Raw genomic sequence first — 22,420 nt, 5'->3', positions numbered from 1 at the left:
GACGGCACTGGCGTTTTCGTCGCTTGCGGGTCGGACCGTCGCAGCCATTCCGCGTCTGGCGGCGCCTCTGATGGCTCTTCCCTTTCTGGCCTCATCCCTCCCGGGCGTGACGTCATCCGCCCATGCGGCTCCCGCCGGACAGGCCCATGCATCGCATGGCCACAAGAAGGCGCATCCCGGACAGGGCACGACAACCGGCCCGGCCACGCCGCCGGAAGATGCCATTCTCGGCACGATCAACGGACAGGTGCTCACGGAGCGCGATGTCGATAATCGCGGCAAGCTCTTCGCCCTTTCGACCGGCCTGCATATCAGCCCCGACCTGATGGCCAGGCTGCGTCCCCAGATCGTTCGTCAGCTCGTCGACGAACGCATCAAGACGCAGGAAATCCTCAAGCGGCACATCAATGTCGAGCCCCAGCAGATCGCCAATGCGATCAACAACATCGAATCGCGCAACGGGATGCCCAAGAATGCCCTGCGCGACCGTCTGGCGCAGGATGGCGTCTCGCTCACCACCCTGATCGACCAGATCCGTGTGCAGATCGGCTGGATGCAGGTTCTGCGCGAGGAAATCGCGGGGCGCGGGCGCATCACCTCGCGCGAGATCGCCCAGCGCGAGGAAGCCTTGCGCGCAGAAGAGGGCCGCCCTCAATACAATGTAAGCGAGATCTTCATCCCGGTCGCCGACCCGCGGCATTCGGAAAACGAGCTCGATTTCACCAAGACGATCATCACGCAGCTCAGGAACGGTGCGCCGTTCCCGATCGTCGCGGCGCAGTTCTCCCAGGCACAGACCGCGCTGGATGGCGGAACGATGGGCTGGGTACAGGAAGACAGCCTCGATCCTCCGGTGGTGGATATCGTCCGTCAGATGCCTGTCGGTGCCATCTCCAATCCGGTACGGGTCGCAGGCGGCTATGTGATCGTCACCGTCAACGGCAAGCGGACCATCGGCCATCAGAACGTCACGATGATTACCCTGCGTCAGGCGTTCTTCCCGTTCTCTTCGCCGCTCAACCCCCAGAACCCGACGGACCAGCAGAAGCTCACCCTGCAGAAAGCCACCGCCGCGGCCCAGTCCACGCATGGCTGCGAGGCCATGGAGGCGCTCAACCGCTCTCTCGGAGAGAAACATCCTTCCGATCCGGGCGGTCAGCTCGTGCTCGAGCGCCTCAACCCGCAGATGCGTCAGGTTCTCTCGGCGCTGCCCGTGGGCAAGGCAAGCCGTCCCCTCGTCTCGGCTGACGGGATCGCTCTTCTTGCGGTCTGTGCGAAGACCCAGAAGAACATCGCCCAGCAGAGCCCGAGCGAGATCGCGGACAGTCTCATGAACGAACGCGTGGAACAGGCATCGCGCCAGCTGGAGCGCGATCTCGAACGCCGGTCCGTGATCGAGATGCGCCAGAAGGAGAAGGAGGCCGAAAAGGCTGCCGAGCGCGACGCCGAGGCGAAGAGAGAGGGACAGACCGGCAAGGCCGCCGCCCATGGCGCTCACGCCGGACACCGCCCGGATGCTGCGGCCGATCAGGGATGACCCTTCCCAGTCTGCGTGAGACCATTCGTCTCCACGGTCTCGACGCCAGGAAATCCTTCGGCCAGCATTTTCTTCTCGATCCGGGCATCGTCGCACGGATCGCGGCACTCGCAGGAGACATGCAGGGACGTCACGTCGTCGAGATCGGCCCCGGTCCCGGCGGTCTGACCCGCGCCCTGCTCGACACTCCTGCCAGCGCCGTGCATGCGGTCGAGATCGACCAGCGCGCCTGGCCGCTTCTCGACGAGCTCGCCGCCCATGCCGACGGGCGGCTTGCAATCGTCCGTTCGGACGCGCTTGCGCTCGACTGCACCACGCTCTGCCCCTCCCCACGCAAGATCGTCGCCAATCTGCCCTATAATGTCGGCACGCCCCTGTTGATCGGCTGGCTTCGTCAGGCTGCATCCTGGGAGCGGATGACGCTGATGTTCCAGCTCGAGGTCGCCGAGCGTATCTGTGCCCGGCCGGATACCGGCGCCTATGGGCGGCTCGGTGTTCTGGCACAATTCTGCGCGGATTGTGCGGTTGTGATGAAAGTCCCTGCCGGAGCGTTTTCTCCTCCTCCCAAGGTCGAGTCGGCTATCGTGGATCTCGTCCCGAAGGCGGCGCAGCCGGCACCCGGCCTGTTACGGGCCATGGAGCATGTCACCCATCTCGCTTTCGGGCAGAGACGAAAGATGCTGAGAGCGTCGCTCAGACCCATCGGCGGCGAGGCCCTGCTCGAAAAAGCGGGAATCGCGCCGACGCGACGCGCCGAGACGCTTTCGATCGACGAGTTTGCGACTCTTGCGACTCTTGTCTGGACCGACGCAGCAACGGGCAAATCCGGACAGACGGGCTGACCCGCTATAATGCCGGGAAAACAGGGGGTTCCGTGCGGGAGCGCCTGAGCGCTTGCGATTAGGACGCCGGAAAAGCGGGCTTTGCTTGCATCGCGCGCCGCGAGCGGTCATACAGGGAGAGACGGGTGCTCTGATACGGGATGTCTGGCGCATGTGGCGCCGTGTTTCTTTCTCTCCAGGGCATGGTTGCACGCATAATTCTTCTGCGTGACCGTCAAGGTTTCAAGGAGCCTCGTTATGGCAACAGGCACCGTAAAATGGTTCAATTCTACAAAGGGATACGGGTTCATCAAGCCGGATGCCGGCGGTGACGACGTGTTCGTTCACATCTCGGCAGTCGAGCAGGCCCGTATGTCCAACCTGGCCGACGGTCAGGCGATCAGCTACGAGACCGAAGTCGGCCGTAACGGCAAGACGTCGGCGGTCGGCCTCAAGGCGATCTGATCCTGCCCGGGCAGGACGCATGAAGGTCGAAAGACCGTCATGCGACGAAAAAGCCGCCCTTCGAGGCGGCTTTTTTCATGTCCTCCTTCCGGAAGATCTGCCCGCGCCCCGATGGCCGGGTCTCATGCCCGGGGCCCGGGGATCAGGCTCGGGCTCGGGCTCGGGCTCGGGCTCGGGCTCGGGGCTCAGTTATGACAGAGATAGTCCCTGGTGAAGGGAACGGCATCGATCGAGCGTGTGAGCTGGAGCTGGAAATTCATGTGCCCCTGCACGCGGAACGACAGCTCCGCCCCGGTCAGGTAGAACTCGAACATCCGGCAGAAGCGCTCATCGTAAAGCGCCTTGATCTTCTCGCGATTCGCAGCGAAACGGGTGCGCCAGATCGCAATGGTCCGGGCGTAATGCAGACGCAGGACCTCGCAATCCGTCATCCACAATCCCGATCGCTCGACAGCGGGAAGGACCTCGCTGAGCGCTGGCGAGTAACCGCCCGGGAAGATGTATTTGTTGATCCAGGGATTGGTTGACCCCGGACCGTCCGAGCGTCCGATCGAATGGATCAGGGCGACGCCTTCGGGACGCAGGAGACGCGAGACGGTCGCGAAAAACGTGTCGTACTGACCGATGCCGACATGCTCGAACATCCCGACCGAGACGATTCGGTCGAACGACCTGTCGACGCGCCGGTAATCGCACAATTCGAAACGGACACGATCGTCGAGGCCTTCGGCGCGGGCACGCTCGCGCGCCACCTGCAGCTGCTCCCGAGACAGGGTGATGCCCGTCACCCGTGCACCGAACTCCTTCGCCAGGGTCAGGGCCATCCCACCCCAGCCGCATCCGATATCGAGCACTTCGAGATCCGGACGATCGAGAACGAGCTTGGCCGCGATACGGCGCTTCTTCTCGCGCTGCGCGTCTTCGAGAGACATGTCGTCGGACGTGAAATAGGCGCAGGAATACTGCCTGTCCTCGTCGAGAAAGAGATCGTACAGCGCACCGTTGAGGTCGTAATGATGGGCGACGTTCCGGCGTGAGCGTCTCTGGTTGTTCCATTGTCGCAGATGACGCGTGAGAAACCGGGTCTTCTCCTCGATCCGGTTCAGGAAATGATGGTTCTCCTGCATGTTGAGCATCAGGACATGCAGGACGTCCTCGAGCGTACAGTCCACGGCAACGATTTCGCCATCCATCCAGCCCTCTCCGAAGGCGAGGCCGGAGTTCAGAAGCAATGCCTTGAGCGCGCGCTCGGTTTTGACCTCGATTGCCGCGACAGGGCCGGGCTGCCGCCCCCGGTAGCGGCGCACCTCGCCATCGGGAAGAACGACATCGAGCGCACCGATGCCGATGAATTTCTTCAAGACCCGGTCCAGTAAAAGCGCCATCATTTCCCCCCGATCATCGTTCGACACAGTTGATATCAAAACGTGTTTGGGCAGGGATCGTCAACAGCAGGCATGAACACAAAAAAACCCGGCTGTCGAAAACAGCCGGGTTTCTTTACTTGACGGATATGTCGTGAAGCGATCAGGCGACCGTGTTTTCGGTCTCGACCTCTTCCTCACCCTCGACGGGCTCGACATCCGTCTCGAGGACGTATTCGTCTTCCTCGGCGGTGATGGCTTCACCGCGGGCCTGGCGCTCGGCCTCCTCTTCGGAGCGGGCGACGTTGACCGTCACGGGAATGGACACCTCGGGATGGAGATCGACGCGTGCCTCGACCAGTCCGAGCAGCTTGATCGGCTCGGCGAGAACGACCTGGTTGCGACCCACGGTCAGACCGGCTTCGGTCACGGCAAGCGCGATATCGCGGGTGGTGACCGAACCGTAAAGGCTTCCGCTGTCACCGGCCTGACGGATGATGACGACGCTCAGGCCGTGCATACGCTCGGCAAGGCGCTCGGCCTCTTCGCGACGCTTGAGGTTCTGCGCCTCAAGCTGCGCGCGCTCGGTTTCGAAACGCTGGCGGTTCTGGGCGTTGGCGCGGAGCGCCTTGCCCTGCGGCAGCAGGAAGTTGCGCGCATAGCCCGGCTTCACGCGGACGATGTCGCCCATCTGGCCCAGATGCTCGACGCGCTGCAACAGGATGACTTCTGTCTGTGACATGCCTGTCTCCTCAGTTCATCACATAGGGGAGCAGGGCAAGGAAGCGGGCGCGCTTGATCGCCTGCGCCAGCTCACGCTGCTTCTTGGCCGAAACCGCGGTGATGCGGCTCGGAACGATCTTGCCGCGCTCGGACAGGAAGCGGCTCAGCAGACGCACGTCCTTGTAGTCGATCTTCGGCGCGTTGGGGCCGGAGAACGGGCAGGACTTGCGACGACGGTAGAACGGACGACGGGCGCCAACGGCGATGCGACGGGCGGCCGGGTTGATTTCGGTGTTGATCTCGTCAGACATCGCTCTTACTCCGCATCCACTTCGGCACCCTCACGGGCGCGGTATTCCTCACGATCGTCGCCACGACGACCGCCGCGACCGCTGTCGAAGCGACCGGCCGGCTTTGCATTGCCGCCGCGGAAATTGCCGCGATCGCCACGATCGTCACCCTTGCGGGACAGGATCGGAGACGGCTCCTGGCTGATTTCCTCGACGCGCAGGGTCAGAACGCGCAGCACGTCTTCGTTCAGGCTCAGCTGACGCTCCAGCTCGCGGATCTGCTCCGGACGGGCGTTCAGGCCGAGAAGGACGTAATGGCCCTTGCGGTTCTTCTTGATGCGGTATGCGAGCGAACGCAGACCCCAGAATTCACGCTTCTCGATGGAACCGCCGTCCTGGGTCAGCAGGGTTTCGATCTGCTCGACGAGGGATTCGACCTGCGCCTGCGAGATATCGTTACGTGCGATCAGCACGCTTTCGTACAATGGCATATGTGCTCCCTTCGGATTGCTTCAACCCAACCGTCCGATCGCGACCGACCGGAAAACAGCGCCCCTTCCACAAGGCTCGGGTATAGCCACGACGATGCCTTCGCCGGGCAGGGAATGGCGGCTTGAAGCACAGCCCCGGGAAACAGGCAAGGAAATTCGGTATGGAGGATGCCGGAGCGGCATCCCTACAGCCAGGGCGGCGGTACGAGCGCGAGATCGTCCGGGATGGCCCAACGCTCGCGCTGGACCATGACGGGCTCGAACCCGAGAGCCCGGTAGACCGGCAGGGCACGGGGATGATCGGCCGTGCAGGTATTCACCCGCAGGACCGTTGTCTGTGCCTGCCACGCCGTCTCGATGGCGCTCTCGAGAAGACGCCGTCCGAGCCCCTGGCCCTGCGCCTCGGGGAGGAGGCCGAAATAGTTCAGATAGGGTTCGGCACGCTCATGCAGATCCAGCTCGAAAAACCCGGCAACGCCATGCGGTCCGAAGAGCCTGTAGATATGGGTATCGGGAGATTTCAGGATTTTCGACAGACGGTCATGCGGCATCATCAGCCGCATCCACCAGCAATGCGGCGCCCCGACACGCCTGTAGAGCTCGAGATAGGACGGGACATCCGGCGTCCAGCGCAGGAGCCCGTATCCGTCAGGCCAGGGATGCGACGGGGAAAGCGGCGGCTCGCGACGTTCCAGAAACGTCACGTCGACCGTGATTTCGGTCGTCGGACGGTCCGGCGGAACGCTGAGCCACGCTTCCATCGTGTCGGCCTCAGTTATCGTCGAGGAAGGACCGCAGCTTGCGGCTGCGGCTTGGATGCTTGAGCTTGCGCAGGGCCTTCGCCTCGATCTGGCGGATACGCTCGCGCGTCACGTTGAACTGCTGACCGACCTCCTCGAGCGTGTGATCGGTGTTCATGCCGATACCGAAGCGCATCCGCAGGACACGCTCCTCACGCGGGGTGAGCGAGGCCAGAACGCGGGTGGTGGCCTCGCGCAGATTGGTCTGGATCGCGGCATCGAGCGGAATGACCGCCGTCTTGTCCTCGATGAAATCGCCCAGATGGCTGTCTTCCTCGTCGCCGATCGGCGTTTCGAGCGAGATCGGCTCCTTGGCGATCTTGAGCACCTTGCGCACTTTCTCGAGCGGCATGCCCAGCTTCTCGGCCAGCTCCTCGGGCGCGGGTTCGCGTCCGATTTCATGCAGCATCTGGCGCGAGGTCCGCACGAGCTTGTTGATCGTCTCGATCATGTGCACGGGGATGCGGATGGTGCGCGCCTGATCGGCGATCGAGCGCGTGATGGCCTGACGGATCCACCATGTCGCATAGGTCGAGAACTTGTAGCCGCGACGGTATTCGAACTTGTCTACCGCCTTCATAAGGCCGATATTGCCCTCCTGGATCAGATCCAGGAATTGCAGGCCGCGATTAGTGTATTTCTTGGCGATCGAGATCACGAGACGCAGATTGGCCTCGATCATTTCCTTCTTGGCGCGCGTCGTGTCGCGTTCGCCGCGCGAAACCACGGCATAGACGCGACGGAACTCACCCACGGGCAGGCCCGTGCTGTGCGCGAGATCCGCCACCTGATTGCGCAGATCGATGATCTGCTCGGCATAACGCGTGGTGAAGTTCTTCCAGGATTTGCCGGTCAGGGCGGATACGGAAGCCAGCCAGTTCGGATCCAGCTCGTAACCGCGATATTTCTGCAGGAAGTCGTCACGCGACACACGGCAGCTCTCGGCCATGCGGAGCATCCGGCCCTCGAGATTGTTCAGACGCTGGAACTGGATCTTGAGCTGCATCACCAGCTCCTCGATCCGGTTGTTGTGCAGATGGACCTGCTCGACCATCTTCACGAGTTCGGTCCGCAGCGCCTCATATTCCTGCTCGGACGTGCTCGTGGTCTCAGAACCGCTCGTCAGGGTCTCGATACGGCGGACCTGCAGCGCGCGGAGACGGTCGTAAAGCGGCTCGATCGCCTCGAAATGCGCCAGGATCTCGGGTTTGAGCTTTTCCTCGAGCGCGGAGAGCGAAAGGCCGGAATTCTCGGACTCGCCCCCTTCCTCGTTTGCGGGCTCCTCGTCGAGGGACTCGTCATTGTCGTCGGTATTCTCGCCCGCCGCCTCTTCCTCTTCGGAAGGGCCACCCTGCATCGCCTCGAGATCGACGATATCGCGCAGGAGCATCTCGCCTTCCTTGAGGCGATCGTGCCAGGAAATGATGGCGCGGAAGGTCAGCGGGCTCTCGCACAGGCCGCCGATCATCTCGTCCCGACCGGCCTCGATGCGCTTGGCGATCGCGATCTCGCCCTCGCGCGAGAGAAGCTCGACCGAGCCCATCTCGCGCAGATACATGCGTACCGGGTCGTCCGTGCGTCCGGCGCTCTCGCTGACATTGCCGGTGGGGGATTCCTCGGAATCCTCCGCCTCTTCCTTTTCCTCGGCCTTTTCCTCGGTCTCCTCGGCTTCCTCGTTGTCCTCGTTCTCGACAACCTGGATTCCCATCTCGGAGAAGATCGCCATGATGTCCTCGATCTGCTCGGAGGACATCTGGTCCTGAGGGAGAACGGCGTTCAGCTCGTCGAACGTGATATGGCCGCGTTCGCGCCCCTTGGCGATGAGCCGCTTGACCGCACCGGACTGCGTATCGAGGACATTGGTATCGCCGTCCTGCTCCTGCGCGTTCCGCTCCGTTCCCGTGGCCGTCTTCGTCGCCATACCCTACTCCCTGCTCCCGCCCGCTCTGATCGAGCAACGCGCTAAAAACCAGCCCTGAAAGAAACGCGCCGACGCAGCGCTCCACCCTTGCGGAGCGCCGGCCCAACCGTCGGAACCCGGCTCCGACATCTCTCTCAATTGCGATCCACCAGCGTCAGCGCTAGCAATTTCGGCAGCGTGCAGGTGGGCGATCCACGCCACGAAGTCAAGGGTTAACGCCTTTTTCTTTTCCTCTCGCCCCCGCAGAAACCCTGACTTGCGCCCCTATGTCTCGTCATCCTGCGACTCGCCTCGCCGGAGCCGCTCGAGCGCGCGAAGCCGCCCCAGAAGGGCCTCGGGCAGCCCCTCGAGCGCCGGATCGGCGAGCGCCGCATGCATGTCGCGTTCGACTTCGCGCACGAAATCCGGAAGATTGACCAGACCGTAGAAGTGCCACCATTGCTGGATCGGCTCCATGGCGAAAAGCCCGCCCTGCTCACCCGACTGGCGCAGCCCGGCCCTTCCGGCGACGAGAAGGCGCGCCGTATCCCCCATCCCCTCGCGGTCGAGCGCCGCAAGCAGCGTCGCGGCATCCGGATCGCATCCCGGCGTCAGGGTCGCGAACCAGTCGAGCACCGCATCGCGCAGATCGTCCAGAGGCTGAGGCAATGCCATGCGCCCGTAATGGTCCTCGACCTCACCGAGCAGCGCCGGATGGGAAAGAACGAGCGCTGTCAGAAGACGCAACCGCTCGAGCGCCCCGCTTTCCTCCCCGCCTTCGCTCCGGCTGCGTCGCACCGCCGGACGAGCGGGCCGCGAGGGCGATCCGGAGAACCCGCGACGTGGCGATTGGCGGCGCGACGCCGCAAAATACCGGTCCAGGAGGGCTCTTCGATATTCCGAGGCGAGATCCCGGTCCGCGATAAGACCGGCCGCGGCCTCGAGACGTTTCCTGAGCGCCGCCCTCTGCTCGGGACTGTCCGTGCCGACCCCGACACTCATCTGCGCGTAAAGCTCCTCGACGAGCGGGGTCGCGGAGTCGAGGATACGACGCATGGCCTGAGGCCCGTCGCGCCGGATCAGACTGTCGGGATCGTCGCCGGGATCCAGACGACAGAAGCGAAGGCTCCGCTCGGGCTGAAGCAGCGGCAGGGCAAGCTCGGCCACGCGCAGCGCCGCACGGGCACCGGCAGCGTCGCCATCGAGACACAGGACGGGATGACTGGCCTCGCGCCAGAGCAGCTCGAGCTGTTCCGTGCCCATGGCCGTTCCGAGCGGTGCCACCGCCCCCTCGAACCCGGCCTGCGCAAGGGCGATCACGTCCATATATCCCTCGACGACGATGAGGTCGCAGGACGGATCGCGCAGCGCCGCGCGTGCGCCATCGAGGTTGTAGAGCGCGCGTCTCTTGGAAAAGAGAGGGGTTTCCGGACCGTTCACATATTTGGGCTGGGCATCCCCCAGAGTACGCCCGCCGAAGGAGATGATCTTTCCCCGCCTGTCGCGGATCGGGAACATGACGCGCGAGAAAAACAGATCGCCTCGCGGCGCGCCGCTCTCGTCGCCGCGCATCAGACCGGCCTGGACGAGTTGCCCGGCCGTGATCCCCGACGATCGCAGCGCGGAAAGCAATGCGCCGCGCCCTTCCCCCGCCCAGCCGAGACCGAAGCGCACGATCGTCTCGTCGTTCAGGCTTCGGCCGCGCAGGTAATCGAGGGCCTGTCGTCCTTCCGGCCGGAACAACGCCTGATGATAATGCTTCTGTGCGGCCTCGAGCACGTCACCGATCGACTGGGCCTCGCGGCTGCGGGCCTCGCTGCGGGGGTCCTGCCGCGGCATCTCGAGACCCGCTTCACCGGCGAGCTGCTCGACCGCTTCGGGGAAACTGCGCCCCTCGCTCTGCATGACGAAGGATATGACATCGCCATGCACCCCGCAGCCAAAGCAGTGGAAATGGTCGTCATACACATAGAAAGACGGCGTCTTTTCCCCGTGAAACGGGCAGCATGCCTTCCAGTTACGGCCGGAACGCGCGAGCTTCGTGCGCCGCCCGACGACCGATGCGATCGGAAGGCGCGCGCGCAGCTCGTCCAGAAAAGCGGGATCGAACGCCATGCTGCCCGACGGAACTCAGGAGAGCCGGGCTTTGACGACGGGATTGACCCGCCCCATATCGAGGGCAGAGCCGAATTTCGACTTGAGCACGCCCATGACCTTGCCCATCTCCTTCATGCCGGTCGCGCCGGTCTCGGCAATGGCGGCGTCGATCTCGGCATTGAGCGTGGCCTCGTCCATCTCTGGCGGGAGATAGGCCCGGATCGTCTCGATCTCGGCCTCTTCCTTTTCGGCCAGTTCGGGGCGACCGCCTTCGCGATACATGGTCGCGGACTCGGTGCGCGACTTGATCATGCTGCGCAGCATCGGGAGGATATCCTCATCGCCGATTTCCTTGCCATTGGCGCGCGCCGCAACATCGAGATCCTTGATACGCGCGGTGATGCCGCGGATCCGGGCCACGCGATCCATCTCCTTGGCCTTCATGGCGGTCTTCAGGTCGTTCGAGATCGTCTCTCTCAGGGACATTGTCTTTCCTTTCCCGGCTCTGGCGACAAAAGCCAGTCCGCCTGCTCGCCCTCAGCACGCGGGAATATTTTTCCCACCTCTCGGGCTATCCGAAGGAGTGGGAAAAAACTTCCCATTCCTCTCTCAAGCGCCTATCTAGCACCAAGACCACGAGCGTCCGAGAGAAAAGGACGGGAGGACAGCCATGGATATCGAAGAGATCATCGAGAAGGCAGGCGGCGCCGAGGCGCTGGCAGGCCTGACCGGCGTCGGCACCGAGGCCATACGCAAATGGCGCCAGTCGCGCGCCATTCCCGGCAAGCACTGGGCGGCGCTGCTGCGCCTGCCCGGCATTTCCCTTTCGGACCTCGATCCGCAGACGCCTCAGGAGGATAGACCGACCGTGACCGATACCTGCCCTGAAGGCGCGAATGCCGCCCTCGTCCTGGCCGATGGCTCCGTTTTGTGGGGCGTCGGCTTCGGCGCCCATACCGATGGCGCGGCCATTGGCGAGCTCTGCTTCAACACCGGCATGACCGGCTATCAGGAAACGCTCACCGATCCGTCCTTTGCCGGGCAGATCGTGACCTTTACCTTCCCCCATATCGGCAATGTCGGCACCAATGCCGAGGATGACGAGGCCCAGCGCGTGGCCGCGCGCGGCGTGGTGGTGAAGGAAGACGTGACTCTCCCCGCCAACTGGCGCTCGACCCGGAAGCTCGCGCAATGGATGATCGGCCAGAACCTGCCCGGCATTGCCGGGATCGACACGCGGCTGATCACCCGCCGCCTGCGCGATGGCGGCCCGCAGACCGCCGTGCTCGCCTTCCCGGAGAATGGCCAGTTCGACCTCGCCGCCCTGCGCGCCCAGGCCGTTTCATGGCCGGGGCTGGAAGGGATGGATCTGGCAAAGGACGTAACCTGCACGCAGAGCTATCGCTGGGATCTGGGTGTGTGGCAGAAGCCTGCTGCCGAGCGCAGCACGCGCCGACGCGTAGTGGCCGTCGATTACGGCGCCAAGCGCAACATCCTGCGCTGCCTCGTGACCGCGGGCTGCGACGTGACCGTGGTGCCCGCCACGGCAACGGCGGAAGAGATCCTGCGCCATAATCCGGAAGGCGTGTTCCTCTCCAACGGTCCCGGCGACCCGGCGGCAACCGCCGTTTATGCGGTGCCCGCCATCAAGGGCGTGCTGGACGCGAATATTCCCGTCTTCGGCATCTGTCTCGGTCATCAGCTTCTGGCCCAGGCACTGGGTGCCAGGACCTACAAGCTGGAGCGCGGCCATCGCGGCGCGAACCAGCCGGTCAAGGATCTCGCTTCGGGCCGCGTGGAAATCACGAGCCAGAATCACGGCTTTGCCGTGGATGACAAATCCCTGCCCGAGGACGTGATCATCACCCATACCAGCCTGTTCGACGGTTCGAATGAAGGCATCCGCAGCACGAAGCGCGATGCCTTCTCGGTTCAGTATCATCCCGAGGCCAGCCCCGGCCCGTCCGATTCATTCTATCTCTTCGAGCGTTTCGTCGCGCTCATGGACAAGAAGGCAGCCTGACCCATGCCGAAACGTACAGATATCTCGTCGATCCTCATCATCGGCGCCGGCCCTATCGTGATCGGTCAGGCCTGCGAATTCGACTATTCCGGCACCCAGGCCTGCAAGGCCCTGAAGGAGGAAGGCTATCGCGTCATCCTCATCAATTCCAACCCGGCCACGATCATGACCGATCCGGGTCTGGCCGATGCCACCTATGTCGAGCCGATCACCCCGGAATTCGTCGAGCGCATCATTCTCAAGGAAAAGCCCGACGCGGTTCTGCCCACCATGGGCGGACAGACCGCGCTCAACGCCGCCATGGCGCTCGACAAGTCGGGCTTCCTGAAGAAGCATAATGTCGAACTGATCGGCGCCGATGCCGAGGTGATCGACCGCGCGGAAGACCGTCAGAAATTCCGCGAGGCCATGGACGAGATCGGCGTGGAATCCCCGCGCAGCACCATCGCCCATACGCTGGAAGAAGCCCGTGCGGCGCTGGATACGGTCGGCCTGCCCGCCATCATCCGCCCCTCCTTCACCATGGGCGGCGCCGGTGGCGGTATCGCCTATAACCGTGAGGAATTCGACCAGATCGTGAGCGGCGGTCTCGATGCCTCCCCCACCACCGAGGTTCTGATCGAGGAATCCGTGCTGGGCTGGAAGGAATTCGAGATGGAGGTCGTCCGCGACAAGGCGGATAACTGCATCATCGTCTGCTCCATCGAGAATATCGACCCGATGGGCGTGCATACGGGCGATTCCATCACCGTCGCCCCGGCCCTGACCCTGACGGACAAGGAGTATCAGAAACTCCGCGATATCTCGATCGCCTGCCTGCGCAAGATCGGTGTCGAGACCGGCGGGTCGAACGTGCAGTTCGGCATCAATCCCGCCGACGGTCGTATCGTGGTCATCGAGATGAATCCACGCGTCTCACGCTCTTCGGCGCTGGCCTCCAAGGCTACGGGTTTCCCCATCGCCAAGATCGCAGCCAAGCTTGCCGTGGGCTACACGCTGGACGAGCTCGCCAATGACATTACCGGCACGACGCCCGCCAGCTTCGAGCCGACCATCGACTACGTCGTCGTGAAGATCCCGCGTTTCACCTTCGAGAAATTCCCCGGCGCCCCTGCCCTGCTCTCGACATCCATGAAATCCGTGGGCGAAGCCATGTCGGTGGGCCGCTCCTTTGCCGAGGCCCTGCAGAAGGGTCTGCGCTCGATGGAAACCGGCCTGACCGGCCTCGACCCGGTGGAAGCCCCGGGCGACGGCTCGCTCGATGCCTATCGCGCCGCCCTCTCCGAGCCGCGCCCCGAGCGTATTCTCATGGCCGCCCAGGCCATGCGCGCCGGGCTCTCGCTCGAGGACATCAACGCCGCCTGCCGTTTCGAGCCATGGTTCCTGCGCCAGCTGCACGATATCATCGTGACCGAAAACGAGATTGCGGCCAATGGCCTGCCGCAGGATGCCCGCAATCTGCGTCGCATCAAGGCGCAGGGCTTTTCCGACCGCCAGCTCGCCCGTCTCACGGGTCAGACCGTCGAGGACGTGGCCGCCCTGCGTCTCGGTCTCGGGGTCACACCTGCCTATAAGCGCATCGATACCTGTGCGGGTGAATTCGCCTCCGATACGCCCTATCTCTACTCGACCTATGAGGGCGGGTTCGGCGTGCCGGAATGCGAAAGCCGTCCGACCGACCGCAAGAAGATCGTGATCCTCGGCGGCGGCCCCAACCGCATCGGTCAGGGCATCGAATTCGATTATTGCTGCGTCCATGCCGCCTATGCGCTGCGCGAGGCCGGGTTCGAGACCATCATGGTCAACTGCAACCCCGAGACCGTCTCGACCGATTACGACACCTCGGATCGTCTCTATTTCGAGCCTCTGACCGATGAGGATGTGATCTCCCTCATCCGCACCGAGCAGGCGGACGGAGAGATCCTGGGCTGCATCGTGCAGTATGGCGGCCAGACCCCGCTGAAGCTGTCCCGTGCGCTGGAGGCCGCCGGGATTCCGCTGCTCGGCACGCCGGCGGATGCCATCGACCGTGCGGAAGACCGCGAGCGCTTCCAGGCCCTTCTGCGCAAGCTCGGCCTGCGCCAGCCGGAAAACGGGATCGCCCGCACCCCCTCCGAGGCCGAGGCCGTGGCGGAGAAGGTCGGCTACCCCGTAGTGGTGCGCCCGTCCTATGTGCTTGGCGGACGTGCGATGGAAATCGTCTATGACCCTGCCGGTCTGCAACGCTATCTCCGCAGCACGCTGCAGCTTGCAGGCGCCGAGGTTGCGAACGGCCCCATCCTGCTCGATCGCTATCTCAACGACGCCATCGAGGCGGATGTGGACTGCCTCTGCGACGGCAAGGATGTGTATGTCGCAGGCGTCATGGAGCATATCGAGGAAGCCGGTATCCATTCCGGCGACTCCGCCTGCTCGCTGCCGCCTTATACCCTCTCTCCCGCCATCGTGACCGAACTCAAGGCCCAGACCGAGGCCATGGCCCGCGAACTCGGTATCGTCGGTCTGATGAACGTGCAGTACGCGATCAAGGATTCCGAGGTCTTCGTGCTCGAGGTCAACCCGCGTGCGTCGCGCACCGTCCCGTTCGTCGCCAAGGCGACGGGCGTTCCGGTGGCCAAGATCGGCGCCTGTGTCATGGCGGGTGCGAGCCTGTCCTCCTTCAAGCTGGATGGCGATGCCATCGCGCCTCATGTGGCGGTGAAGGAAGCCGTCTTCCCGTTCCATCGTTTTGCCGATACCGACACGATTCTCGGCCCGGAAATGCGCTCGACGGGCGAGGTCATCGGTCTCGACAGCAGCTTCGAGCGGGCCTTTGCGAAATCGCAGCTCGGGGCGGGTGTCGTGCTTCCGCAAGCGGGCACGGTCCTCCTCTCGGTGCGCGACGGCCACAAGACGCAGGTCCAGGCGCTGGGCCGCAAGCTCGTGGAAATGGGGTTCAGCATCCTCGCAACACGCGGCACGGCGACGCGTCTCGAAGAGGCGGGGATTGCGGTCAAACGTGTCAACAAGGTTCTCGAGGGGCGCCCCCATTGCGTGGACGCCATCCGGTCGGGCGAGGTGCAACTGGTCATCAATACCGCCCAGGGGGCTCAGGCGGTGCGTGACAGTTTCGATATACGTCGTTCGTCCCTGCTCGGGGGGGTGCCTCATTTCACCACCCTCGCCGGCGCACGGGCCGCGATCTATGCCATCTCGGCCATCAAGGATGGCGAACTCGACGTGGCGCCGCTCCAGTCCTACTTCAAACGCGCCTTCTGAAGCGGCAGGGTCCGGGCCTCTGCCTTCCCGGCCCGGTTCCTCCGAGCGGGTGGGGATAACGAGGCGCAATCCTGCGCCCTCGAGACTCCCGTCTTTCTTCCCGGCTCTCGCAGGGGGCCGGATCTGCCGCCCCGCAAGGCGGTTTTCCGGAAGAGGGCGGTCCTCTGGCGGGTCCCGGGGCGCAGCCCCCGGAACCGCCGCGCCCCTGCGATCAACTCTGCATAAAACAGGCGCGGTTTTCCGGCCTCGCCTTGAATTCACCCCCCGGAAGACATAACTTGACTGATCAAATTACGGGCTGGGATTGTCTCATGCCCATCGATGCCCCGTGCAGGGCCCCGGGACGCTTCGTCCCGGGGCTGTGTGCGAGGGACGAACTCGTTTTGGGGAATGCGCTGTGCAGAAGATTCCGATGACCGGTGAAGGTTTGACCCGTCTAGAAGATGAACTGCGTCGGCTCAAAAGCGAAGATCGCCCGGCTGTGATCCGCGCCATCGCCGAGGCACGCGCTCACGGCGATCTGTCGGAAAATGCCGAATACCATGCGGCGCGCGATCGCCAGTCCTTCATCGAAGGGCGCGTGCTCGAGCTTGAGGAACTGATCTCGACCGCCGAAGTCATCGATCCCTCCCAGCTTTCGGGCGACACCGTGAAATTCGGCGCCCATGTCGAGCTGGTCGATGAGGAAACCGACAAGGAGAGCGGCTATCAGATCGTGGGCGTCCACGAAGCCGATATCAAGCTCGGCCGTCTTTCCATCTCCTCGCCGCTCGCCAAGGCGCTGATCGGCAAGTCGGTGGGCGACAGCGTGACCGTGCCGACACCCGGCGGAGACAAGAGCTACGAGATCCTGACCGTCACGTTCAAGTAAGCGGGTCAGCATCAGCACGGGCTGGCATCTGGCCGTTTCCGGCGGCCAGCCCCGAAACAAGAAAAGAAGACCGTGTCCGAAAGCCTCACTCTCTCCTTCGCCGATATTCTCTCCGCCCATGAGCGGATCGCCCCGCATATCGTACGCACGCCGAGCATTCGCTGCGCGGCGCTCTCGAAAATGACGGGTGCGGATATCTGGCTGAAGCTCGAGAACCTGCAGGCCGTCGCATCGTTCAAGGAGCGCGGCGCCGCCAACAAGCTGGCGCTCCTCGGGGCGGACGAAAAGAAGCGTGGCGTCATCGCCGTCTCGGCCGGCAATCACTCCCAGGGCGTGGCACGCCATGCCAGCCTGCTCGGGATAGACGCCACCATCGTCATGCCCCGCCATACCCCTTCGGCCAAGGTCGAGCGTACGCGCGGCTGGGGCGCCCATGTCGTCACCGAGGGCGAGGATTTTGCGGAAGCGTCGCTCGTTGCCGAGGAACTGCGCCGGAAGAACGGGCTCGTTCTGGTGCATCCGTTCAACGATGTGGCCGTCATGGCCGGTCAGGGCACGTTTGCCATCGAGCTGATCGAGGACAGCCCTCCCCTCGATTATCTGGTCCTGCCTATTGGCGGTGGCGGTCTGATCAGCGGTTCTGCCATCGCGGCGTCGGCGCTCAGCCCCAACACGAAAATCATCGGCGTTCAGGTCGAGAGTCATGCCTCGCTCTCTGCCTTCCCCGAGGCGGCCGTTCAGGCGCGTGGTGGCTCCACCATTGCCGAGGGCATTGCGGTCATGCAGATCGGCAATACCTGTTTCGAAACGGTCAGCCCGCTTCTGGATCGGGTTCTGGTCGTGACGGAGCTGCAGGTGGAATCTGCCATCGCGCATCTGGCCGAGCAGGCCAAGCAAGTCGCGGAAGGTGCCGGGGCGGCCGCACTCGCAGCCGTCATGGCCTATCCGGAGATTTTCGAAGGCAGGCGCGTGGCACTCCCGATCACGGGCGGGAATATCGGAACGCGTATCTTCGCCAATACGCTTCTGCGCGCGCTGCGCCGTGACGGGCGGCTCCTCTCGCTTACCTTGCAGATACCCGATCGCCCCGGCGTTCTGGCCGATATCTCCACCCGCATCGGCGATGCTGGCGGCAATATCATCGAGGTCTCGCATCAGCGTCTGTTCGCGGCGCCCTCGGTCCAGACGGCTGAGCTGGAAATCATGATCGAAGCCCGTGACAGCATGCATGCGGACCAGATCGAAGCCGAGCTGCGCAGCCATTATCATCTCACACGGGGCTGAACCCGCGTCCCGATCAGTGCGAACGGGCCTCTGGCGAGGAATGATCGGCCATCCAGTTCAGACCATCTGACTGGCCATCTGACTGGCCATAGTCATCCGGGAGGGCATGAAGCGTTGCCAGAACGGCCCTGTCATAGGGAAGCATCTCCCCCTGTCGGTCCCGCAAGGATCTCGGTCTGCATGTATCCGAGCAGACTCCGGTCGTCGTAACCATCGCGAAGATGCGGCACCGCAGAAGCAACGAGCGAGAGCGGATCGCCCGGCATGCCCCGGGATTCATTCCCGAGGCGGTTGATATCGACGCAGATCTGCCGATGTCATCGTGGCAGCGTGTCGGACTGATGGTCCCTCAGCTCGAAAATCCGATGATCCTCGGGAGCGTCATGGGTCATGCCATCCGACCTGTCTCGATATGAACAGGCCGGATCGATCGCCCGCCATTATGCAGGATTTCAGTCCTGCATGAATCCCTCGCGCTTCAGCACTTCGATGGCCGCACGGATACGATGGCCGTAAGTGTGTTCCTCCATCGTACGGGCCTGGGCGCGGCGGGCCATTTCGATGCAGAGCGGGATATCGTCGATATAACGTGCAACGAGCGCATCGAAATCGATCTTGTTCGAAAAGGTCGGGATTTCCTCGGCGCTGAAATACCGGCGAAGCTCGTAAGTGTCTTCATGGAAGATCTGGAACGCGCCCGCAGCCGCTGCCTCGAACGTGCGCGGACCGGGGGTCGAGGGCGCGATCATGAAACGCTTGTTCTCGAAATGGAGCGATCGACCCAGATTGAGCACGAGTTTCGAGCGGCGATAAAGCTCGATCAGCTGGGCCTTCTCGATGCGCGCATCGGAAAAGCCGATGCCGAATTCGCCCCAGCCCGGACCGATGATCTTGACGTTGAGATTGCGCAGGGTCGGCATCAGATTGCGGACGATATCCTTGCGGCTCGTGAACGCGACGCCGCAGAAGAGAACGTCGATGCTCTTCTCCATCTCTGCATCGATCGGCGCGTAGTGCAGCTTGCGGCTCGCGGCGAGCGGCAGATGGAAAACCCGGTCGCGCTGATAGAAATTATGGCCCCAGCGATCGCAGGAGAAGATCACGTCGAAATCGTCCGTGATCCGGTAATTCGCATCCTGCTCGTAAGGATCTTCCGTCGCCCAGAACACGGTCGTAGCGCCGATCTTCCTGGCCTCCCGGCATACTTCACCGAAATAGGTGCTCTCGGGAAGATAGGATCCGATGGCGAAGACGATGGTCGGCTGCAAGGCCGCAATCGATGCGGCGGCGCCGCTGATATGAACCGCCACGACGTTCTCGTCGCCGAAACACTCGGCCCAGCCATCCATGATGGACTCGCGGATCTGGGCATTCGCCTGGGATTCGTAACGTCCACCGCTGCAGACAAGCACGCGTTGTGTACGGCCCGGATCGGCTGATTGTGCGTTTTTCCTGACTGCTGACATGTCCGTACAGTTCGCTCCTCGTTACGACGAAAGGGCCGGTCGCCCCAGCCCGCCGGTTCAGTGCTGACGCCCTTCGGGCCTCACGCTTGATTTGATGATGTGGTCGAGCGTCTGGCCGAAACGTGCGGGGTCGCAGTCACGCTTCACCGCCAGAAGCCCATTGCTCCGTATCCTGAGCCATTTCTCTTCGTTTTCGTAGAGTTCCGCCATGGCAAAAGCGAAGGCCGCAGGATCTTCGCTCGAGGAAGATACCAGCTCGACTCCGTCCTGCCAGCCCATCTGCATGGCAAGGAGATGCGTCGCAACGACAGGAAGCCCGTGAGACGCCGCCTCGTGGATCTTGTAGGGCAGCCCCCCCGCATACCGCGTGGGCGCGACGAAAACCCTGTGAGACGCATAAAGACCGGCAAGATCGTCCACCGGCCCGAGCCAGTCGATCCGGGACGAGTGACGCAGGGCCCCCGTATCGATGGCGGGGCTGACGTAACCCGCAACGGAAATACGGATATCCCCGGGGAGATGATCGTCCAGTTCGGGAAGCACATCGTTGACGAGCCAGAAGAGACTGTCATAATTCGGCGCATCGACATCGTGCAACGCACCGACGAACAGGAAATTCCGCCGCTCGGAAAAAGATGTCGGATCGGGCCTCAGAGCCACGGCGTGACCCAGGATCGACACGTTGTCGTATCCTGCCTCACGCACGAGATTTGCGTCGTGCTCCGATACCACGACGATCTGCTGGCAGTAATGCGCGGCCTCGAGCTCGCGTGACACCAGCTCGGCAAGACTGTCCTGCGTTTCTGCCTCGGGATGGAACCGCGCTTTGGCAATCGAACGCGGTGCCGCAATCACCTCGGTATCCAGGATCACGCTGCTCACCGGAAGGAGACGGCTCATTTCGGTCAGGACGGGAAGGAGACGGGTGAGATTATGGGTCCGCCCGATCCAGATCGCATCGTAATAGCCGGCACGTTCCTCGATGAAACCGGTCAGGCCCGAAAGATCGCTCTCGGCCATCAGCTCGACATCGTCGGGAAAATCGCTGGCCAGATCCGTCTGGCTCACGGCGCGCGGCAGAACCGGGAAAACGGTCACCTGAAAGCCCAGGGCCGACATCGACCAGAGCAGATCGTTGGAGCGGACATAGCCCGATCCGAGCGCACGCACGGGAATACGGTCTTCGATGAAAAGGATCTTGAGCCGGGTATTGCGATGCGCGCGCGCAAGCACGGCGTTCCTGACATGGGCGGGATATTGCTGGCGCAGATAGTCCTGATGCTGTCTTCCGAAGATGCGATGATTGACCTTGATCTGTGCCTGCGACCCGACCGTGCCCGCGCTGCCGAATTCCAGATGCTCGACCATCACCGAGGGATCGTAGACGATCCGCCGCCCGGCCCGCACGATCCTCAGACAGAAATCCGTATCCTCGAAATAGGCCGGTCGGTAGATCGGATCGAAGCCACCGAGTTCGCGCGCGATCTCACTGCGCACGAGAAGGAATGCCGCCGAGGCGTAGTCGATATCGCGCGTGAAACTGGCCTCGGGAATGTTCGGGGAATCCTGGCGGCGATATCCATAGGTGGCGCCGTCACGCCAGATGATCGATCCGGCCTCCTGCAGCCACATATTGCTTCGTATCAGCTTCGCTCCGACAGCCCCGATGCGCTCATCCTCGTAGAGGCGGGCCAGCGCATTGCGGATCGCATTGGGGTAGAGGCGCAGATCGTTGTTGAGATAGAGAAGCGACGAGGCCTTCACGTGAGGGAGGGCGGCGTTGCAGCCGTCCAGATAGCCGATATTGTAGCGATAACGCAGTATCTCGGCGCCCCGGACCAGATGCTCGATCCCGGCCGTGCCGTCATCGGACGCGGAATCGACGAGAATGAGCTGGATGGAGCCCCGGTAATTGGCCCTGAGCGAGGCCAGCGCCTGCAATGTGAGATCCAGCTTGTTGTGCAGGATCATCACGACAGAGAGATCCGGCGCGCGCGAACATGAAAAATCGAGCCCCTGCCTGCGAATTACAGCCGCCTGGAGCGCCGCTTCACGCTCGAAGAGATGACGGGTCTGCTCCTCTGAGGGAGGCGGAAGATCCAGCATCGATCCGTGCTTCCGGTGTTCGGCCACCCAGCACGCATAGACGCTGTCATAGACCCCGGCGCGGAGCATGTCCCTGACATCCGCCCGCTTCATGAAACGGGCAAGGTCGATTCCCTCGTTCGGGCTCCGTCCCTCGACCGCACCGAACCGGACGAAATGATCGTAGCCGTTTCTCAGATGACCGGCCTCGATACTGGAGACGATGTCTCCATGCATCCGGGCATAATATGTTTCGCTGAAACTCGCCTGGGGGTTGTACTGACGCGGGGTCGGGTTCGTCAGATAGTGATGCAGGGCCGAGAGATAACGGCCCGCTTCGATATCGCGCGCGACCTCCGGGTAGGTCTCGCGGTACCAGACAGGGTCGAAATACCACGAAAGACGGAAGCGGTCCGCCAGGGAGGGGGCCGTTTCGATCAGCGTGCGAAACGCCCCGCGATGCGACACCACCTCTTCCGGCGCGAAAGGGGCGAGATGCGCCAGAGCGCCCGGATCGAGAAACCAGTGGCCGCTCAGACCTGCGGCATCGCCCGTGTCGAGAAAATGGTCGTAGCCGTTCAGATACAAGCCCGAGGCAATGCCCTCGGCGACACCGGCACCGGCACCGGCATGTCGCCGGTAGTACTGCTCGGAGAAAAGCCAGTGTGGGGCATGGGTGGCATAGCCGCGGGTGCAATAGTGATCGAAACCGGAAGCGAGCGTTCCCCGGCAGATCTCCGCATAGATGTCGGGATAGGCCAGACGATACCACGCCTCGTCGAAAAACCGGTTCGGAGAAAAACCGAACGATTTTCCGATCGTCTCGTAATGCTCCTCGGCGCCGAAAAAACCGTTCTCGGCGATTTCCGTCCGGGCCTGGTCGTATTCGGCCAGATACCAGGCCTCATCGAAGCGGCGCCATTCGGGTGTCCTGTCCTGGTCCAT

General features: G+C 63.1%; 18 protein-coding genes. 7 read left to right on the top strand and 11 right to left on the bottom strand.

What is annotated here, in order from left to right:
* Nucleotides 1-70 precede the first annotated feature (70 nt).
* From SSA02_RS02295 to SSA02_RS02285, 3 genes are all read left to right on the top strand, one after another.
* A complete protein-coding gene (locus tag SSA02_RS02295; protein WP_147092653.1) occupies nucleotides 71-1,537 on the top strand; it encodes a peptidylprolyl isomerase in 1,467 nt (488 codons plus the stop codon).
* Nucleotides 1,534-2,379 carry a 16S rRNA (adenine(1518)-N(6)/adenine(1519)-N(6))-dimethyltransferase RsmA gene (gene rsmA, locus SSA02_RS02290; protein ID WP_147092284.1) on the top strand — a complete coding sequence of 282 codons (846 nt, stop codon included), beginning with the start codon at nucleotides 1,534-1,536 and terminating at the stop codon, nucleotides 2,377-2,379. Before SSA02_RS02295 ends, rsmA begins: the two co-directional genes overlap by 4 nt.
* Before the next feature lie 237 nt (nucleotides 2,380-2,616).
* Nucleotides 2,617-2,823, top strand: coding sequence for a cold-shock protein (locus SSA02_RS02285; RefSeq protein WP_147092283.1), 207 nt, complete (start codon nucleotides 2,617-2,619; stop codon nucleotides 2,821-2,823).
* Nucleotides 2,824-3,008: 185 nt separating this feature from the next.
* Here the strand turns inward: SSA02_RS02285 and SSA02_RS02280 are convergent, their stop codons facing one another.
* The 8 genes from SSA02_RS02280 to SSA02_RS02245 form a co-directional block, all read right to left on the bottom strand.
* Nucleotides 3,009-4,208, bottom strand: a complete 1,200-nt coding sequence (locus SSA02_RS02280; RefSeq protein WP_147092652.1) for an SAM-dependent methyltransferase — start codon at nucleotides 4,206-4,208, stop codon at nucleotides 3,009-3,011.
* Nucleotides 4,209-4,350: 142 nt separating this feature from the next.
* Nucleotides 4,351-4,929: a 50S ribosomal protein L9 gene (gene rplI, locus SSA02_RS02275; RefSeq protein ID WP_147092282.1), complete on the bottom strand. Its 579-nt coding sequence runs from the start codon at nucleotides 4,927-4,929 to the stop codon at nucleotides 4,351-4,353.
* 10 nt (nucleotides 4,930-4,939) lie between these two features.
* Complete coding sequence (gene rpsR / locus SSA02_RS02270; RefSeq protein WP_147092281.1) at nucleotides 4,940-5,221, bottom strand: 30S ribosomal protein S18; 282 nt, start codon at nucleotides 5,219-5,221, stop codon at nucleotides 4,940-4,942.
* Between the two features lie 5 nt (nucleotides 5,222-5,226).
* Nucleotides 5,227-5,691, bottom strand: coding sequence for a 30S ribosomal protein S6 (gene rpsF / locus SSA02_RS02265; protein ID WP_147092280.1), 465 nt, complete (start codon nucleotides 5,689-5,691; stop codon nucleotides 5,227-5,229).
* Nucleotides 5,692-5,876: 185 nt separating this feature from the next.
* Nucleotides 5,877-6,452, bottom strand: a complete 576-nt coding sequence (locus SSA02_RS02260) for a GNAT family N-acetyltransferase (protein WP_147092279.1) — start codon at nucleotides 6,450-6,452, stop codon at nucleotides 5,877-5,879.
* A gap of 10 nt (nucleotides 6,453-6,462) precedes the next feature.
* Nucleotides 6,463-8,412: an RNA polymerase sigma factor RpoD gene (gene rpoD, locus SSA02_RS02255; protein WP_147092278.1), complete on the bottom strand. Its 1,950-nt coding sequence runs from the start codon at nucleotides 8,410-8,412 to the stop codon at nucleotides 6,463-6,465.
* Between the two features lie 264 nt (nucleotides 8,413-8,676).
* On the bottom strand, nucleotides 8,677-10,506 hold the full coding sequence (dnaG, locus tag SSA02_RS02250) for a DNA primase (protein ID WP_147092277.1): 1,830 nt from the start codon (nucleotides 10,504-10,506) through the stop codon (nucleotides 8,677-8,679).
* 15 nt (nucleotides 10,507-10,521) lie between these two features.
* Nucleotides 10,522-10,974, bottom strand: a complete 453-nt coding sequence (locus SSA02_RS02245; protein ID WP_147092276.1) for a GatB/YqeY domain-containing protein — start codon at nucleotides 10,972-10,974, stop codon at nucleotides 10,522-10,524.
* Between the two features lie 184 nt (nucleotides 10,975-11,158).
* Between SSA02_RS02245 and carA the strand changes: the two genes are divergently transcribed.
* The 4 genes from carA (at nucleotide 11,159) to SSA02_RS02225 (ending at nucleotide 17,924) form a co-directional block, all read left to right on the top strand.
* Nucleotides 11,159-12,511, top strand: a complete 1,353-nt coding sequence (gene carA, locus SSA02_RS02240; RefSeq protein ID WP_147092275.1) for a glutamine-hydrolyzing carbamoyl-phosphate synthase small subunit — start codon at nucleotides 11,159-11,161, stop codon at nucleotides 12,509-12,511.
* Nucleotides 12,512-12,514: 3 nt separating this feature from the next.
* A complete protein-coding gene (gene carB / locus SSA02_RS02235; protein ID WP_147092274.1) occupies nucleotides 12,515-15,769 on the top strand; it encodes a carbamoyl-phosphate synthase large subunit in 3,255 nt (1,084 codons plus the stop codon).
* Nucleotides 15,770-16,166: 397 nt separating this feature from the next.
* The gene (gene greA, locus SSA02_RS02230; RefSeq protein ID WP_147092273.1) at nucleotides 16,167-16,640 is read left to right on the top strand and encodes a transcription elongation factor GreA; all 474 of its coding nucleotides are present in this window, start codon (nucleotides 16,167-16,169) and stop codon (nucleotides 16,638-16,640) included.
* Nucleotides 16,641-16,712: 72 nt separating this feature from the next.
* A complete protein-coding gene (locus tag SSA02_RS02225; RefSeq protein WP_147092272.1) occupies nucleotides 16,713-17,924 on the top strand; it encodes a threonine ammonia-lyase in 1,212 nt (403 codons plus the stop codon).
* A 13-nt stretch (nucleotides 17,925-17,937) separates the two neighbouring features.
* Here the strand turns inward: SSA02_RS02225 and SSA02_RS12980 are convergent, their stop codons facing one another.
* The 3 genes from SSA02_RS12980 to SSA02_RS02215 form a co-directional block, all read right to left on the bottom strand.
* Nucleotides 17,938-18,069, bottom strand: a complete 132-nt coding sequence (locus SSA02_RS12980; protein WP_264884061.1) for a hypothetical protein — start codon at nucleotides 18,067-18,069, stop codon at nucleotides 17,938-17,940.
* A gap of 307 nt (nucleotides 18,070-18,376) precedes the next feature.
* Nucleotides 18,377-19,390, bottom strand: coding sequence for a CgeB family protein (locus SSA02_RS02220; RefSeq protein ID WP_147092271.1), 1,014 nt, complete (start codon nucleotides 19,388-19,390; stop codon nucleotides 18,377-18,379).
* Between the two features lie 57 nt (nucleotides 19,391-19,447).
* The gene (locus SSA02_RS02215; protein ID WP_246103563.1) at nucleotides 19,448-22,420 is read right to left on the bottom strand and encodes a glycosyltransferase; all 2,973 of its coding nucleotides are present in this window, start codon (nucleotides 22,418-22,420) and stop codon (nucleotides 19,448-19,450) included.

The organism is Swaminathania salitolerans, assembly GCF_007988945.1.
GTDB classification, from domain to species: domain Bacteria; phylum Pseudomonadota; class Alphaproteobacteria; order Acetobacterales; family Acetobacteraceae; genus Swaminathania; species Swaminathania salitolerans.
This window is presented reverse-complemented; position numbering and strand designations above follow the sequence as displayed.